Annotated in this window: 13 protein-coding genes; 7 read left to right on the top strand and 6 right to left on the bottom strand. The window is 69.4% G+C overall.

The window, feature by feature from the left end:
- Window positions 1-3: 3 nt before the first annotated feature.
- From ACIHCQ_RS36840 to ACIHCQ_RS36850, 3 genes are all read left to right on the top strand, one after another.
- Entirely contained in the window at window positions 4-798 is a 795-nt protein-coding gene (locus ACIHCQ_RS36840; RefSeq protein WP_399672565.1) for a thiazole synthase, read from the top strand.
- A 234-nt stretch (window positions 799-1,032) separates the two neighbouring features.
- Window positions 1,033-2,991 (top strand): Stk1 family PASTA domain-containing Ser/Thr kinase, encoded by a 1,959-nt coding sequence (gene pknB / locus ACIHCQ_RS36845; protein ID WP_399672567.1) that lies wholly within the window; start codon window positions 1,033-1,035, stop codon window positions 2,989-2,991.
- A gap of 5 nt (window positions 2,992-2,996) precedes the next feature.
- Window positions 2,997-3,854 (top strand): deoxyribonuclease IV, encoded by an 858-nt coding sequence (locus tag ACIHCQ_RS36850; protein WP_399672674.1) that lies wholly within the window; start codon window positions 2,997-2,999, stop codon window positions 3,852-3,854.
- Window positions 3,855-3,878: 24 nt separating this feature from the next.
- Here the strand turns inward: ACIHCQ_RS36850 and ACIHCQ_RS36855 are convergent, their stop codons facing one another.
- Entirely contained in the window at window positions 3,879-4,511 is a 633-nt protein-coding gene (locus ACIHCQ_RS36855) for a sulfite oxidase-like oxidoreductase (protein ID WP_399672569.1), read from the bottom strand.
- A gap of 155 nt (window positions 4,512-4,666) precedes the next feature.
- Here ACIHCQ_RS36855 and bfr point away from each other — a divergent pair, with 155 nt between their 5' ends.
- On the top strand, window positions 4,667-5,146 hold the full coding sequence (gene bfr / locus ACIHCQ_RS36860) for a bacterioferritin (protein ID WP_399672571.1): 480 nt from the start codon (window positions 4,667-4,669) through the stop codon (window positions 5,144-5,146).
- Window positions 5,147-5,176: 30 nt separating this feature from the next.
- On the opposite strand, the gene ACIHCQ_RS36865 is transcribed toward bfr, so the two are convergent.
- Window positions 5,177-5,401, bottom strand: coding sequence for a bacterioferritin-associated ferredoxin (locus tag ACIHCQ_RS36865; RefSeq protein WP_399672573.1), 225 nt, complete (start codon window positions 5,399-5,401; stop codon window positions 5,177-5,179).
- A 171-nt stretch (window positions 5,402-5,572) separates the two neighbouring features.
- Window positions 5,573-6,937 carry a class II 3-deoxy-7-phosphoheptulonate synthase gene (locus tag ACIHCQ_RS36870; RefSeq protein ID WP_399672575.1) on the bottom strand — a complete coding sequence of 455 codons (1,365 nt, stop codon included), beginning with the start codon at window positions 6,935-6,937 and terminating at the stop codon, window positions 5,573-5,575.
- 319 nt (window positions 6,938-7,256) lie between these two features.
- On the opposite strand from ACIHCQ_RS36870, the gene ACIHCQ_RS36875 reads away from it, so the two are divergent.
- The 3 genes from ACIHCQ_RS36875 to ACIHCQ_RS36885 all read left to right on the top strand — a co-directional run bounded on the left by ACIHCQ_RS36875 (window position 7,257) and on the right by ACIHCQ_RS36885 (window position 12,222).
- Window positions 7,257-10,058 carry an N-acetylmuramoyl-L-alanine amidase gene (locus ACIHCQ_RS36875; RefSeq protein ID WP_399672577.1) on the top strand — a complete coding sequence of 934 codons (2,802 nt, stop codon included), beginning with the start codon at window positions 7,257-7,259 and terminating at the stop codon, window positions 10,056-10,058.
- Between the two features lie 61 nt (window positions 10,059-10,119).
- Window positions 10,120-10,176 (top strand): trp operon leader peptide, encoded by a 57-nt coding sequence (locus ACIHCQ_RS36880; RefSeq protein ID WP_073968448.1) that lies wholly within the window; start codon window positions 10,120-10,122, stop codon window positions 10,174-10,176.
- Between the two features lie 111 nt (window positions 10,177-10,287).
- On the top strand, window positions 10,288-12,222 hold the full coding sequence (locus tag ACIHCQ_RS36885; protein WP_399672579.1) for an anthranilate synthase family protein: 1,935 nt from the start codon (window positions 10,288-10,290) through the stop codon (window positions 12,220-12,222).
- A 119-nt stretch (window positions 12,223-12,341) separates the two neighbouring features.
- On the opposite strand, the gene ACIHCQ_RS36890 is transcribed toward ACIHCQ_RS36885, so the two are convergent.
- The 3 genes from ACIHCQ_RS36890 to macS form a co-directional block, all read right to left on the bottom strand.
- Window positions 12,342-13,370 carry a 6-phosphofructokinase gene (locus tag ACIHCQ_RS36890; RefSeq protein ID WP_399672581.1) on the bottom strand — a complete coding sequence of 343 codons (1,029 nt, stop codon included), beginning with the start codon at window positions 13,368-13,370 and terminating at the stop codon, window positions 12,342-12,344.
- Window positions 13,371-13,525: 155 nt separating this feature from the next.
- Window positions 13,526-14,236 (bottom strand): response regulator, encoded by a 711-nt coding sequence (locus ACIHCQ_RS36895; RefSeq protein ID WP_399672583.1) that lies wholly within the window; start codon window positions 14,234-14,236, stop codon window positions 13,526-13,528.
- The gene (gene macS / locus ACIHCQ_RS36900; protein WP_399672585.1) at window positions 14,233-15,435 is read right to left on the bottom strand and encodes a MacS family sensor histidine kinase; all 1,203 of its coding nucleotides are present in this window, start codon (window positions 15,433-15,435) and stop codon (window positions 14,233-14,235) included. Before macS ends, ACIHCQ_RS36895 begins: the two co-directional genes overlap by 4 nt.
- Window positions 15,436-15,461: the final 26 nt, after the last annotated feature.

Genomic DNA, 15,461 nt, shown 5'->3' on the forward strand with positions numbered 1-15,461 from the left:
ACCATGGCCGACGACCGTCTCACCATCGGCTCCACGACGTTCAACTCCCGCCTGATCATGGGTACAGGCGGGGCGCCCAGCCTCGACGTACTCGAACGCTCCCTCGTCGCGAGCGGCACCGAACTCACCACCGTCGCGATGCGCCGCGTCGACCCGACCGTGCGGGGCTCCGTCCTGTCCGTCCTGGAGAAGCTCGGTATCCGTGTGCTGCCCAATACGGCGGGGTGCTTCACGGCGGGCGAGGCCGTGCTGACCGCCCGGCTGGCGCGGGAGGCGCTCTCCACGCAGTGGATCAAGCTGGAGGTCATCGCGGACGAGCGCACGCTGCTGCCCGATCCGATCGAGCTGCTGGACGCGGCGGAGACGCTGGTGGACGACGGCTTCACGGTCCTGCCGTACACGAATGACGACCCGGTGCTCGCCCGGAAACTGGAGGACGTGGGCTGCGCGGCGATCATGCCGCTGGGCTCGCCGATCGGCTCCGGCCTGGGCATCCGTAATCCGCACAACTTTCAGCTGATCGTCGAGCACGCGCGCGTGCCGGTGATTCTGGACGCGGGCGCGGGCACGGCGTCCGACGCGGCGCTGGCGATGGAGCTGGGCTGTGCGGCGGTGATGCTGGCGTCGGCGGTGACGCGCGCGCAGGAGCCGGTGCTGATGGCGGAGGCGATGCGGCACGGGGTCGAGGCGGGGCGGCTGGCGTACCGGGCGGGGCGGATTCCGCGGCGGCACTTCGCGGAGGCGTCGTCGCCGGTGGGGGGGCGGGCGGTGCTGGATGCGGAGCGGCCGGCGTTCTGAGGCGGTCGGCCGCGCCTGGGCCTGTCGGGCGGGGCCGCTGCGCGGGGCCTGTTCCCCACCCCGCCTCACCTCGAACTGGGGCTCCGCCCCAGACCCCGTACGCCCTTCGGGCGTGTCCTCAATCGCCGGACGGGCTCTATTCACGTCACAGGTCCGCCTCAGTACCGCTGCGGTCCAGACCCGACCCCACCCGGCCATCTACCCCTCTCCGCCCCTGCTCGTACAATCACCGGCGTGGATACGACCCTCAAGGACCCCCTCGTCGGGCACGTGCTCGACGGCCGCTACCGCGTCGACGCGCGCATCGCCGTCGGCGGTATGGCCACGGTCTACCGGGCCGTCGACACCCGACTCGACCGGGTGCTCGCCCTCAAGGTGATGCACCCCGCCCTCGCCGCCGACGCCTCCTTCGTGGAGCGGTTCATCCGCGAGGCCAAATCCGTGGCGCACCTCGCGCACCCCAACGTCGTAGGGGTCTTCGACCAGGGCGCCGAGGGCGCGTACGTCTACCTGGCGATGGAGTACGTCGCTGGCTGCACCCTGCGCGACGTACTGCGCGAGCGCGGCGCGCTCCAGCCGCGGGCCGTGTTCGACATCCTGGAACCCGTGCTCGCCGCGCTCGGCGCCGCGCACCGGGCCGGGTTCGTGCACCGGGACATGAAGCCGGAGAACGTGCTGATCGGGGACGACGGCCGGGTCAAGGTCGCCGACTTCGGTCTCGTACGGACCGTCGGCTCGGTCACCAACACCACCGGGACCGTGCTCGGCACCGTCTCCTACCTCGCGCCCGAGCAGATCGAATACGGCACGGCCGACACCCGCGCCGATGTGTACGCGTGCGGGGTCGTCCTCTACGAGATGCTGACGGGCGCCAAGCCGCATGCCGGCGACAACCCCGCCCAGGTGCTCTTCCAGCACCTGAACGAGGACGTACCGGCCCCTTCCGCTCTGGTCCCCGGGCTCGCCGTCGAGCTCGACGAGCTGGTGGCGAGCGCCACCGCCCGTAACCCCGAGGTCCGCCCGTTCGACGCGGTGGCGCTGCTCGCGCAGGTCCGCGAGGCCCGGGCGGCGCTCGGTGACGAGCAGCTGGATCTGGTACCGCCGCAGGCACGTACGGACGCCGAGGACAGGACGGACGGAAAGCACGGGGCGGACGGGACTGACGGGACCGACAGGGCACCCGCCGACGAGGACCGTACGGATGTGATCCCGCGGATCCTCCCCCGCGAGGAGCCTGAGGTCCACCACACCGCCCGGCTCGCGATGCCGCCCGCCCCGGAACCGCAACAGCAGCCCTGGTTCGCCCGCCGACGCTCCATCGTCGCGCTGCTGGCCGCGGCGTTCCTGGTCATCGGCGTCGGTGCGGGCGTCTGGTATATCAACTCCGGTCAGTTCACCCGCGTACCCGCCCTGATCGGCACGACCGAATCGCAAGCCAGGCAGAAACTGAAGAGCGCCGGTCTTGATGTGAAGCAGGTCCGCCACGACTTCAGCGAGACGGTCGAGCGCGGCACGGTCATCGACACCGACCCCACGACCAACGCGCGGATCCGCGGCAATGGCTCGGTGACCATCGTCGTCTCGCTCGGCCCGGAGATCGTCAAGGTCCCCCAGGTCAAGGGCAAGCCGCAGGCCGAGGCCGAGCAGGAGCTGAAGAAGCTCGGGCTTGCGCCAGGGGTCGTCACCAAGGAATTCAGCGAAGAGGTCACGCAGGGGGCCGTGATCCGTACGAACCCGGCGGCCGGCACCGCCCGCAGCCCCGATTCCGCGGTCGCCCTCGTCGTCAGCCAGGGCGCGCCGATCGATGTCCCGGATGTCACCGGGGAGACCGTCGCGGAGGCCACCAGCAAGCTCGAAGGGGCCGGTTTCACGGTCAAGGTCGCCGCCGAGCAGATCAACTCGCCACAGGACGTGGGCTCCGTCGCCAGGCAGTCCGCGACCGAGGGCTCCCAGCTCGCCCGCGGCGAGACCATCACGCTGACCGTCTCCAAGGGCCCGCGCATGATCGAGGTGCCCGATGTCGTCGGTGACAACGTGGACGCCGCCAAGAAAGCCCTGGAGTCGGCGGGCTTCAAGGTGAAGGTGGAACGGAATTTCCCCTTCCTCGGAGATACGGTGGAGAGCCAGTCCGCCAAGGGCGGCTCCACGGCCGCCGAGGGCAGCACCATCACCATCAAGACCAAGGGGCTCTAGTCCTGATCCGCAACCCCGTCGGCAGCCACGTCCCCGTGGCCGGCGGCCTCGCCAGGACCGGCCTCGCCTACGCGCGTGAGCTGGCGGCGGAGACCGTCCAGGTCTTCGTCGCCAATCCGCGCGGCTGGGCGACGCCGATCGGCAACCCCGTGCAGGACGAACTGTTCCGCGCCGGTTGCGAGGCCGAAGGGATCACGGCGTACGTCCATGCCCCGTATCTGAACAACTTCGGCTCGCACACCGAGGAGACGGCCGAGAAGTCCGTGGCGTCCCTGCGCCACTCTCTGCGCAGGGGCCGGGAGATCGGCGCGCTGGGGGTGGTGGTGCACACCGGGTCGGCCACCGGCGGGCGCACCCGCGAGGTGGCTCTGGCGCAGGTGCGGGAGCGGATGCTGCCGCTGCTGGACGAGCTGACGCACGACGACGACCCGTTCCTGCTGCTGGAGTCGACGGCAGGCCAGGGCTACTCGCTCTGTTCGAGGATCTGGGACTTCGGGCCGTACTTCGAGGCCCTGGACGCACACCCGAAGCTGGGCGTGTGTCTGGACACCTGCCACGTCTTCGCGGCGGGGCATGATCTGGCGGGCCCGTACGGGGTGGCGCAGACCCTGGATCTGCTGGTGGACACGGTCGGCGAGGGACGGCTGAAGCTGATCCACGCCAACGACTCCAAAGACGTGGTCGGCGCACACAAGGACCGCCACGCGAACATTGGCTCGGGCCATATCGGCGAGGAGCCGTTCCGGGAGCTGATGCGCCACCCGGCGACCGAGGGCGTACCGCTGATCATCGAGACGCCGGGCGGCAAAGACGGGCACGCGGTGGATGTGGAGCGCCTGAAGAAGCTCCGCGAGAGCTGCTAGCTCTAAGCTGCTATCTGCTATCTGCTAGAGCTCCGGGCCGTCGCCGGGCTCCTCCTGGTAGGAGTAGCGCTGCTCCCGCCACGGGTCACCGAGATTGTGGTAGCCGCGCTCCTCCCAGAAACCACGGCGGTCGTCGATCATGTACTCCACGCCCCGGACCCATTTCGGTCCCTTCCAGGCGTACAGATGCGGTACGACCAGCCGCAGCGGAAAGCCGTGCTCGGCGGTGAGCAGCTCGGCGTCCTTGTGGGTGGCGAAGATCGTCCGCTCCGCGACGAAGTCGGAGAGCCGCAGATTGGCGCTGTATCCGTACTCCGCCCAGACCATGACATGGGTGACGTTCGGGGCGGGCGGCGCGAGCTCCACGATCGTGCGGGCGGGCACACCGCCCCATTCGGCCCCCAGCATGCTGAACTTTGTCACGCAGTGCAGATCGGCGACGACGGTGGAGAAAGGCAGCGCCGAGAACTCCTCGTGGCTCCAGCAGTGCTTGCCACCGTCGGCCGTGGCTCCGAAAACCCTGAATTCCCAGCGTTCTGGCTTGAATTTGGGTACAGGCCCATAGTGGGTGACCGGCCAGCCGCGTTGCAATCGCTGACCCGGCGGAAGCCCGGACTCCTCTGCTGCGCGGTATTCCCGGCTCTCCGGCTGACCCATGTCATCCATGGTGACAGACCAGGAGGGGTGGTCATGACCAGGTCTGGCCCGATTCGGGCAACTCCTACTAAGCATGCACTTACTGGACGGCCCCCGGACACGGTGCGAGGATGCGCGCACCTGCCCAAGTCACACGCGCGGAAGGAGCCTCTGCGATGCAGGGCGACCCCGAGGTCCTTGAGTTCCTCAATGAGCAGCTGACCGCCGAATTGACCGCAATCAATCAGTATTTCTTGCACGCGAAGATGCAGGAGAACTTCGGCTGGACGAAGCTCGCCAAGTACACCCGGTCGGAGTCCTTCGACGAGATGCGACACGCGGAGGTACTGACCGACCGGATTCTCTTCCTCAACGGCCTGCCGAACTACCAGCGCCTTTTCCATGTACGGGTGGGGCAGACGGTCACCGAGATGTTCCAGGCCGACCGGCAGGTCGAGGTGGAGGCGATCGATCGCCTCAAGCGCGGCATCGAGGTCATGCGCGCCAAGGGCGACATCACTTCCGCGAACATCTTCGAATCGATCCTGGCCGACGAGGAGCACCACATCGACTACCTCGAAACCCAGCTGGCGCTGGTGGAGAAGCTGGGCGAGGAGCTCTACATCTCCCAGCTGATCGAACAGCCGGAGAGCTGACCGGGAGAGCGGAGAGCTGAGAGGGATGTTTCAGGCTGCTTCGCCGAGCTGAGCGTGAGCGGCGGGGACCGCCTCGTCCGCCTCCCGGCGGGGGCACCCGCCCCGGCCCAGTAGTCCCTGGATACGGCGTACACACGAACCGCAGTCGGTGCCGGCCTTGGAGACCGACGCTATCTGGCGGGGAGTGCAGGCGCCGGCGTCAGCGTGTTCCCTGACCTGCTTCTCGGTGATGCCGAAGCATGAGCAGACGTACACGCGGCTCACCTTCCTGCTGCAACTGTCGGGCCCGTCCCGTATTCGGTGAGGCTAACCTAACCTTACCCTCCACCGCCGGAGCGCAAAAGCCCTGGATACGACGGTAGGGCGCGGATCACATCGATCCGCGCCCTACCGTCGCCCTGCCGTCGCTCTGTGTCTCTCACCGGCTCACTGAGAGCGGTACATCTCCGCCACCAGGAAAGCCAGGTCCAGAGACTGGCTGCGGTTCAGCCGCGGATCGCAGGCCGTCTCGTAGCGCTGGTGCAGATCGTCCACGAAGATCTCGTCGCCGCCGCCCACACACTCGGTGACATCGTCGCCCGTGAGCTCGACGTGGATGCCGCCCGGGTGCGTGCCGAGCTCCTTGTGGACCTCGAAAAAGCCCTTGACCTCGTCCAGCACATCGTCGAAGCGGCGGGTCTTGTGGCCGGAGGCCGCCTCGAAGGTGTTGCCGTGCATCGGGTCGGTCACCCACACCACCGTGGAGCCCGAGGCGGTGACCTTCTGGACCAGCTCCGGGAGCTTGTCCCGCACCTTGTCCGCGCCCATCCGCACCACGAAGGTCAGCCGACCGGGCTCGCGCTCCGGGTCGAGCTTGTCGATGTAGCGCAGCGCCTCGTCGACCGTGGTCGTCGGGCCCAGCTTCACACCGATCGGGTTGCGGATCTGCGAGGCGAACTCGATGTGCGCGCCGTCCAGCTGGCGGGTGCGCTCGCCGACCCAGACCATGTGGGCCGAGACGTCGTACAGCCGGCCCGTACGGGAGTCGACGCGGGTCAGGGCGGACTCGTAGTCCAGCAGCAGTGCCTCGTGAGAGGCGTAGAACTCGACCGTACGGAACTCCGCCGGGTCGGTCCCGCAGGCCTCCATGAACGCCAGCGCGTTGTCGATCTCCCGGGCGAGCTGCTCGTAGCGCTGGCCGGAGGGGGACGACTTCACAAAGTCCTGGTTCCAGGCATGCACCTGGCGCAGGTCGGCGTAGCCGCCGGTGGTGAAGGCGCGCACCAGGTTGAGCGTCGCCGAGGAGGCGTTGTACATCCGCTTCAGGCGCTCGGGGTCCGGAATGCGGGACTTCTCGGTGAAGTCGAAGCCGTTGACGGAGTCGCCCCGGTAGGTGGGGAGCGTCACACCGTCGCGGGTCTCGACCGGCTTGGAGCGCGGCTTGGAGTACTGCCCCGCGATCCGGCCGACCTTCACCACCGGCACGGACGCGGCATAGGTGAGCACCGCGCCCATCTGGAGGAGCGTCTTGAGCTTGTTACGGATCTGGTCGGCGGACACCGCGTCGAAGGCCTCGGCACAGTCACCGCCCTGGAGGAGGAACGCCTCGCCCTTGGCGACGGCTCCCAGTCGGGCGCGCAGCTGGTCGCACTCGCCCGCGAAGACGAGTGGCGGATACGACTCGAGGTCGGCGATCACATCGCGCAGGGCCTCGGCATCGGGGTACTCCGGCTGCTGCGCCGCGGGCAGGTCTCGCCAGGTGTTGCCACCGGCAGAGGTGGTCTTAGCGGGCGTATTAGCGTTCACGGTCACGCCGCCAACATTACGGGGTCGACGCGTACGACCATCCGGCAGACCACTAAATGAGACGGGAAATTCATTGTCCGCCGGCACGCGCCCGGCGAGGACGGCCGGCGCTTTCCCCTGACGGGCGCGGCCGACCGGGCGGATCCGGCGGCGGCGAGCGGTCCGCTCAATCGATACGCGAGCCCGGCCGCCGCACCTCGGTTTCCGGCCAATAGGACTCACACCGAGCCGTGTCCGGAATGTCGTGTCGCTCCAAGCCACCCCCTCCCACCTGCTACCCTCTCGCCGCTTCCACGATCTGCAAACAGTGAATAAGGGGTGGGCAGTGGCCAGAACACATCGTCGGAACCGCAAGAAACAGTTGCTTATCTACGGGATCGCCACGGCCGTGGTCGCCACCGCCACCATCGGAACCATCGCGGTCGCCTCCCCCGGCCTCCTCGACTCGTCGGCCGACGCCAAGGCGACAGCCCCGGAATCGGCGCTCCAGGCCCAGTTCGAGAACGCGGCACGAGAGTTCGACGTCCCCAAGAGCGTGCTGATGGCCGTGTCGTACCGGCAGACGCGCTGGGAGAGCCACGACGGGCTGCCGAGCACGTCCGGCGCGTACAACGTCATGGGTCTGACCCAGGTGACGCCGGAGGACATCGAAGAGCACTCCGACGAGGACCTCCTCTCGCACCTCAACCGCAGCGGCGACCCGGTGGTGACGAAGAAGTTCAACCGCGCCCTCGCGCTGAAGGCCGTCAAGGACCACGTCGACACGACCGACCCGCGCCTGCACACGCTGGATGAGGCCGCCAAGCTCATCGACAAGTCGGCGGACACGGTCCAGAAGAGCCCCGAGGAGTCCATCCGCGCGGGCGCGGCGCTGCTCGCCGAGTACCAGCGCGACGCCACCGGCTCACTGTCCGACGACCCGGGCAAGTGGTACCCGGCCGTCGCCCGGTTCAGCCAGGCGCCTGACGCCAAGGGCGCGGAGCTCTTCGCCAAGCGCGTCTACGAGTCGATCAAGACGGGTGAGCGCGCACTGACCACGGACGGTCAGCTGCTCTCGCTCCCCGCCGACCCCTCGGTGACCCCCGTCATTCCGTCGAAACTCCCGCTCGCCGCGTCGTTCGCGTCCACTTCGGCGACCCCGACACCTGAGTGCCCGACCGGCCTGAACTGCAATTTCGTCGCGGCCGGCTATGCCGAGAACAAGGGCAACTACAACATCGCCAGCCGCCCGGCGAACGGCTTCGACATCCGTCAGATCGTCATCCACGACACGGAGGGCGGCTACGCGGGTTCGCTGGCCCACTTCCAGAACCCGGATGTCTGGGCGAGCGCGCACTATCTGATCCGCGCCTCCGACGGCCTGGTCACACAGATGGTGGAGACCAAGAACGAGGCGTGGCACGCGGCCAACAAGACCGTGAACATGCACTCGGTCGGCATTGAGCACGAGGGCTTCGCCATCAAGGAGGGCAGCTGGTACACCGAGCCTCAGTACGAGTCCTCGGCGGCCGTGGTCAAGTACGTGGCGGCCAAGTACTCCATCCCGCTGGACCGCGAGCACATCATCGGCCATGACGAGGTGCCCGGCGTCCTGGACGCCAACGTCAAGAGCCAGCACTGGGACCCGGGCCCGTTCTGGGACTGGAACCACTACATGTCCCTGATCGGCGCGCCCACGGGCGCCGGTGGCGCGGGCTCCCCGGTCAAGGCCGGACAACTCGTCCGCATCGTGCCCCCGTTCACCACGGCGAACCAGCCCAAGCTGACCAACGGCGGCACGGCGGTCGCCACGCAGCCGGCGAACTTCGGCTACCTGTACACCTCGCCCGTGGCGGACCCGGAGGCGACGGTCCAGGACGTCTACATGGGCAGTGTCACCTATAGCGACGGCGCGAACTGGGAGAACAAGGTCCTCGCCGGCGGTGAGTACGTTGTCGCCGAGGCCCGGACCAACTGGACGGCGATCTGGTACGGCGGACAGAAGGCCTGGTTCCACAACCCGGGCGGCCAGTTCACCGCGCCGGTCGGCAAGACCTCCCAGACCGTGCTGGCCGCCAAGGCAGGAGCCACGTCGGTCCCGGTCTACGGGCGCGCCTACCCGGAGGACGCGGCGTACGAGGGGACCGGTGTCCCCGTCCAGCCCAACAACACCGCGTCGCTGACCAAGTACAGCCTGCCTGCCGGGCAGCGCTACGCGATGGCCGGTGCGGCAGTCAACGGTGACTACTACTACAGCGCGTTCGCCACGGACGGCACCCTGGTCAAGGGCACCAACTCCTTCTACCCGATCCGCTTCAACCACCGCCTGGTCTACGTCAGGGCGAGCGACGTCCAGGAGGTCAGCAGCACCGCTCCCGACCTGGGCACCACCCGCTACAACACGCTGGCCCGGGACCCCTCGGGCGTGCTGTGGCAGTACCAGGGCACCGGCTCCGCCACCGCGCCGTATCTCACCCGCTACCGCCTCGGCAGCGGCTGGAACGCCTACAACGCGGTGACCTCGATGACGGCGCTGCGCGCCGACGCCGTGGGCGACACCGTGGCCCGCGACACCACCGGAGTGCTCTGGTACTACCGGGCGAGCGGCAACCCGTCCGCGCCCTTCCTCAACCGCCTTCAGGTGGGCAAGGGCTGGCAGATCTACAACCAGCTGACGGGCGCCCGGGACGTCACCGGCGACGGCAAGCCCGACCTGATCGCCCGCGACGCGGCAGGCGTGCTCTGGCTCTACAAGGGCACCGGTACCCCCGCGACGCCGTTCGCCGCGCGCGTGCAGGTGGGCAAGGGCTGGCAGATCTACAACCAGCTGACCGACACCGGGGACATCACCGGCGACGGCAAGCCCGACCTGATCGCCCGCGACACCTCCGGGGCGATGTGGCTCTACAAGGGCTCCGGCAGCGCCACCTCGCCGTACGCCGCCCGTACGGCCGTCGGCAAGGGCTGGCAGATCTACAACACCCTCGGCGGTCCGAGCGACCTCTCCGGCGACGGCAGGCCGGACCTCATCGCGCGGGACGCGGCGGGTGTGCTGTGGCTGTACAAGGGCCGCGGCAGCGCCACCGCGCCGTTCGAGGGCCGGGTGCAGATCGCTACCGGCTGGCAGATCTACAACCTGCTGGTCTGAGTGACTACGCGTCCGCCCGCGGTGCTGCGGCACCGCGGGCGGATGCGTTAGGGTCTGCGTCATGTTCGCGCACTCGACCCGAAACTGGTGGTGGACCGCTCATCCGGCGGCCCGCTGATTGCGCGCGTACATCTGACGCGAAGGCCGCCCGAGGGGCGGCCTTCAGTGTTTTCCGGGCCCCGCGCCCACGGGAAGCGGCCGTTCCTCCCACTCGGAAGGAACACACCCGTTGATCATCAACCGACTGCTGGACGAGGACTGCCCGCCCTTCGCCCTGCTGCGCAGACGTACCCCCGGCCGCGACCACGACACCGTCGAGGTCCTGATCGGCGCCGTGCACGAGGCCGAGCGGCTCGCCGACATCCCGGTGGGCGACCGGCCCTCGCTCGCCCTGGTCCCGTTCCACCAGATCAGGGAGCGCGGTTTCGACGTACGGGACGACGGGACGCCGCTGTCCGTCCTCGTGGCCGACGAGAGCTGGGAACTCCCGCTCAGCGAAGCCCTGGAGAGCCTGCCCGCGCATGAAGTACGGGTCGACGGCGGCGGTTTCGACGTCGACGACGAGGAGTACGCGGGCATCGTCCGGCGGGTCATCGAGGACGAGATCGGCCAGGGCGAGGGCGCGAACTTCGTCATCCGCCGCACCTACAACGGCCACATCCGGGGCTTCGGCCGGGCCGACGCGCTGGCCCTCTTCCGGCGGCTGCTGGCCGGCGAGCGCGGCGCGTACTGGACCTTCGTCGTACACACCGGCGAGCGCACCCTCGTCGGCGCGTCGCCCGAGGTCCATGTCCGTATGAGCGGCGGTACGGTCGTGATGAACCCGATCAGCGGGACGTACCGCTATCCGCCGCAGGGCCCGACCCCCGAGGGGCTGCTCGGCTTCCTGGACGACCGCAAGGAGCGCGAAGAGCTCTCCATGGTCGTCGACGAGGAACTGAAGATGATGTGCACCGTCGGCGACATGGGCGGCGTCGTCGTCGGGCCCCGGCTCAAGGAGATGGCGCATCTCGCGCATACGGAGTACGAGTTGCGGGGGCGCTCGTCGCTCGATGTGCGGGAGGTACTGAAGGAGACGATGTTCGCGGCGACGGTCACCGGGTCGCCCGTACAGAACGCCTGCCGGGTCATCGAACGCCATGAGGTGGGCGGCCGGGGTTACTACGCGGGCGCGCTGGCCCTGATCGGCGAGGACGCGAGCGGGGCGCGGACACTGGACTCCCCGATTCTGATCCGTACCGCCGACATCGACGCAGAGGGATTCCTGCGGGTGCCGGTCGGTGCGACGCTGGTCCGGCACTCCGACCCGGCGGGCGAGGTCGCGGAGACCCACGCGAAGGCAGCGGGTGTACTGGCGGCGCTGGGGGTGGTGCGTCCGGCGGGGCAGCGGTCGGCGGCGGGTTCGGCGGTCGCGCGACTCGCCGACGACCCACGCGTCCAGGCCGCCCTCGACGCCCGCCGCGCGGGCCTGGCGCCGTTCTGGCTGCGGATGCAGGAACGGTCCGCGCGGCTGACCGGCGACGCGCTGGTCGTCGACGGCGAGGACACCTTCACGGCGATGCTGGCGCATCTGCTGCGGTCCTCGGGCTTGGCGGTGACGGTACGGCGGTACGACGAGCCGGGTCTGCGGGAGAGGGTGCGGGCACACGAGGGGCCGGTGGTACTGGGCCCGGGGCCGGGTGATCCGAACGATCCCGGCGATCCGAAGATGCGGTTCCTGCGGGGGCTGGCGGCGGAGCTGCTGCGCGAGCACCGGCACGGAGTGCTCGGGGTCTGCCTCGGGCACGAGCTGATCGCGTCGGAACTGGGCCTGGAGATCGTACGGAAGGACGCGCCGTACCAGGGGGCGCAGGAGCGGATCGACTTCTTCGGGCGCGAGGAGACGGTGGGCTTCTACAACAGCTTTACGGCGCGGTGCGACGAGGAAGGGGCGGCGGGGCTGGCGGCGCGGGGGATTGAGCTGAGCCGGGACGGGGTGAGCGGGGAGGTGCATGCGGTGCGGGGGCCGGGGTTCGCGGGGATCCAGTTCCACCCGGAGTCGGTGCTGACGCTGCGGGGACCGGGGGTGGTCCGGGAGCTGCTGGCCCTTGTCGGGGGCGCTGCCCTGGGGCCCTTGTCGGGGCTCCGCCCCGAACCCCGCGCCTCAAACTCCCCCTACGCCTAGCGGCGTGGGAGGTGCCCCCAGCGAGGCTGGGTTTTCCGCCGGCGGGGCTTGAGGACACGCCCGGAGGGTGTACGGGGGGGCGGGGGCGGGGCGTAACCCGCACCCCGCCCCCCGAACCCTCAGCCGAAGAACACCCCCACCTCCGCGTACAACGCCGGCTCCACCGTCTTCAGCTTCGCCGTCGCCTCCGCGATCGGCACCCGCACAATGTCCGTCCCCTGAAGCGACACCATCTTCCCGAAGTCCCCGTCCCGCACCGCCTCAATCGCGTGCAGCCCGAACCGCGTCGCCAGCCACCGGTCGAACGCGCTCGGCGTACCCCCGCGCTGGACATGGCCCAGCACCGTCGTACGCGCCTCCTTGCCCGTGCGCTTCTCGATCTCCTTCGCCAGCCACTCGCCCACGCCCGAGAGCCTCACATGCCCGAACGAGTCCAGCGTTCCGTCCTTCAGAACCGCGTCCCCGTCCTTCGGCATCGCGCCCTCCGCGACCACCACGATCGGCGCGTAACTCGCCTTGAAGCGCGACGTCACCCACGCGCACACCTGGTCGACGTCGAAGCGCTGCTCCGGAATGAGGATGACGTTCGCGCCTCCGGCCAGCCCGGAGTGCAGCGCGATCCAGCCCGCGTGCCGCCCCATCACCTCCACCACCAGGACACGCATATGCGATTCCGCGGTGGTGTGGAGCCGGTCGATCGCCTCGGTCGCGATGCCGACCGCCGTGTCGAAGCCGAAGGTGTAGTCGGTGGCGGACAGGTCGTTGTCGATGGTCTTCGGCACGCCGACGCACTTGATGCCGTACTCGTCGTAAAGACGTGCCGCGACGCCGAGGGTGTCCTCACCGCCGATCGTGATCAGCGCGTCCACCTCGGCCTTCGCGAGGTTGTCCTTGATCCGGCGGATGCCGTCCTCCGCCTTGAGCGGATTGGTGCGCGAAGATCCGAGAATGGTGCCGCCACGGGGCAGGATGCCCCGCACGGCCGGGATGTCGAGCGGAACCCTGTCGTCTTCGAGAGGTCCGCGCCAGCCGTCGCGATAGCCGGTGAATTCGTACGCGTACTCCTGCACACCCTTGCGGACGATGGCACGGATAACCGCATTGAGCCCGGGGCAGTCGCCGCCCCCGGTCAGTACTCCGACGCGCATGGAAGGTTCCCTTCGCCTGGTGAGCCTGTGACCGCCACGCTAATGGTGATCCAGGTCACTAAGGGATGGGGCGGAGCGTCAATTCCTGTGCGTCATGCGGCGGTTGTCGCCTCAGCTGTCACTCGTACGGGTAACGGCAGGCAAGGGCGGAAAACTTACGCGTCGTCAAGCCCCCACTCGATCGCGTACCGCACAAGCTCCACGCGGTTGTGCAGCTGGAGCTTGCCCAGAGTGTTCTGGACGTGGTTCTGCACGGTCCGGTGGGAGATCACCAGACGCTCGGCGATCTGCTTGTACGAGAGCCCCTTGGCGACCAGCCGCAGCACCTCGGTCTCCCGCTCGGTCAGCTGCGGCGCCGCCTTCCCCGCGTCACCGCCCACCGCCGGAACGGGCTCGGAGGCGAGCCTGCGGTACTCGCCGAGCACCAGGCCCGCGAGGCCCGGGGTGAAGACCGCGTCGCCGACGGCGGTGCGCCGCACGGCGTCGGTCAGCTCCTCCGTGCTCGCGGACTTGAGCAGATAGCCGGTCGCACCGGACTTCACCGCTTCCAGTACGTCGGCGTGCTCACCGCTCGCGGAGAGGACCAGGACCCGCAGGGCGGGCTGCGAGCCGACCAGTTCCTTGCACACCTGGACCCCCGGCATCCCGGGCAGATTGAGGTCGAGGACGAGGACATCGGGCACGACCGCCGTGGCCCGGCGCACGGCCTGCGGGCCGTCGCCCGCCGTCGCGACCACGTCGAACCCCGCCGCGTCCAAGTCGCGGGCGACCGCGTCCCGCCACATCGGGTGGTCGTCCACCACCATCACCCTGATCGGCTGCGCCGTCTCCCCCGCCGTACCGGTCGCGGTCGTCGTCTCGCTCATCGTCGTGCCTTCCCCCGTGGAACCTTCAGTTCGACTTCTGTGCCCTGGCCCGGCACCGAGATCAGCTCGGCCGAGCCGCCCAGCTCCCGCAGCCTGCCGCGGATCGAGAGGGCGACCCCGAGCCGCCCCTCCCCCTCCGCCTGCGCGAGCCTGCCTTCCGGAATGCCCGGGCCGTCGTCCCGTACCGTCACGATCACCTCGTGCGGCCAGTCCTCGACCAGCATCCAGGCGCGGGCGTCCTCCCCCGCGTGTCTGCGGACATTGTCCAGGGCGGCACCGACAGCGGCGGCGAGCTCCGCCGCCGCCCGGGGCGGGAGGAGCACCGGGGCGCCCGGGTCGGAGAGCGTGACGCGCGAGCCCACCTGGGGCGCGAGGAGCGTCCGTACATCGCAGTCCTCGCCCCCGCCCTCGTCCGCCGACCCGCGCCCCGACTCGGAACCGGATGCGTACGAGGATCCGTACGAGTCCGTGGGGACCAGACCGCTGGAGACCAGGGTCCGCAACGCGACCTCCTGCTCCCCCGCCATCCGGCCGAGTTCCGCCGCCTCCCCGCCCAGAGCCGTACCCCGCCGCTGCACCATCGCCAGCACCTGCAGCACGCTGTCGTGGATGTCGCGGGCCAGCCGCTCCCGCTCGCGCGTCGTCGCCTCGATCTCCAGGGCGCGGGCGAGCGTGCGCTCGGAGGCGCGGGCGACCTCCACGACGTAACCGATGGCTATGGAGGCGATCCAGACCAGCAGGACGTTGTGGAACGTGTCCCGGTTGGGCTCGCCGCGCTCGATGGTGTTGGCCACGGCGACGAGCGAGGACGCGAAAGCCGCCCAGCGCCAGCCGCCCTTGATGGCGTACGCGAGGACGGAACCAGCGGCCCATATCGTCGGCAGGGTGGGGCCGTCGATGCTCTGCGCCTGCGCGTCGGCGAGCGGCGTGAGCAAAATGCCGGTCAGGGCTACGGCGAGATCGGCGACCAGGAAGCCTCTGGTGCAGCGGGCGGCTCCCGCCACCTTGGGGAGCGTGGCCAGCGTCCAGACGGACATCACCGTGAGGAAGGCCACCGCGACCCAGGGGCGCTCGAATTTGTCGCTGGTGAAGAGGAAGAGAAGCACCGCGTAGATCATGGTCAGTACGCGGTAGCCCGCCAGCGCGCGCCACAGCGGCTGCTCGACCGACATCCGCACGACACGCTCGCGCTTGGCCAACTCTCCCACCCCCGATTTTCCCACCC

The sequence above is a fragment of the Streptomyces sp. NPDC052236 genome, assembly GCF_044548015.1.
In the GTDB taxonomy this organism is placed as follows: domain Bacteria; phylum Actinomycetota; class Actinomycetes; order Streptomycetales; family Streptomycetaceae; genus Streptomyces.

Coding starts and splice junctions, on each gene's coding strand:
- ACIHCQ_RS36840 (WP_399672565.1), top strand. CDS start 4: ATGGCCGACGACCGTCTCACCATCGGCTCCACGACGTTCAACTCCCGC.
- ACIHCQ_RS36895 (WP_399672583.1), bottom strand. CDS start 14,236: ATGAGCGAGACGACGACCGCGACCGGTACGGCGGGGGAGACGGCGCAG.
- ACIHCQ_RS36890 (WP_399672581.1), bottom strand. CDS start 13,370: ATGCGCGTCGGAGTACTGACCGGGGGCGGCGACTGCCCCGGGCTCAAT.
- bfr (WP_399672571.1), top strand. CDS start 4,667: ATGCAGGGCGACCCCGAGGTCCTTGAGTTCCTCAATGAGCAGCTGACC.
- ACIHCQ_RS36855 (WP_399672569.1), bottom strand. CDS start 4,511: ATGGGTCAGCCGGAGAGCCGGGAATACCGCGCAGCAGAGGAGTCCGGG.